Source organism: Pseudoalteromonas lipolytica (assembly GCF_001306915.1).
Lineage (GTDB): Bacteria > Pseudomonadota > Gammaproteobacteria > Enterobacterales > Alteromonadaceae > Pseudoalteromonas > Pseudoalteromonas simplex.
On the sequence record NZ_LJTC01000065.1, the window covers coordinates 1 to 518 of the forward strand.

The following is a 518-nucleotide window of genomic DNA, read 5'->3' on the forward strand; positions in this document are numbered from 1 at the left end:
GTACGGGGCCACCTACCAGGTGGTGAATCCCCACCTGGCTGTAGAAGAGTGCCAGTGACCAGAAACCTATCAGGGAGAGCTGATAGGAGATGATCGGGCGGCCGAGAATCTTGGGAATCATGTAGTAGGCGATACCGACCCCGATGGGGGTCACCCAAAGTCCCAGGACGTTATGGGCGAACCACCAGTTGACGGTGGCTCCCGAGGCCCCGGGGAACACCACGGGCAGGTTGGCCAGCAGGAAGAGGATGGGGAACCACACCAGCGCGGCCAGCAGGTACCAGCTGGTGACGTAGAGATGTGATACCCGTCGGTTGGCGGCCGTCAGCAACAGCGGAATGGCACACAGGCCACCGCCGATCACGAACAGGATGTCGACCTGCCAGGGAAACTCGAGCCACTCCTCTCCGTCGGAGAGTCCCAGACTGATCGCCACCAGGCCGAGCATCATGCCGAGGTTCCAGAGCACGGCCCCCGATAAGGCGAATCGTCCGCCTACTAATGCCGTCTTGAACAGT

Annotated in this window: 1 protein-coding gene; it reads right to left on the reverse strand. The window is 61.4% G+C overall.

The features are described from left to right. Positions 1-451 (reverse strand): cbb3-type cytochrome c oxidase subunit I (locus tag AOG27_RS21075; protein ID WP_235523729.1); only part of this gene is annotated, 451 nt, incomplete at its 3' end. Positions 452-518: the final 67 nt, after the last annotated feature.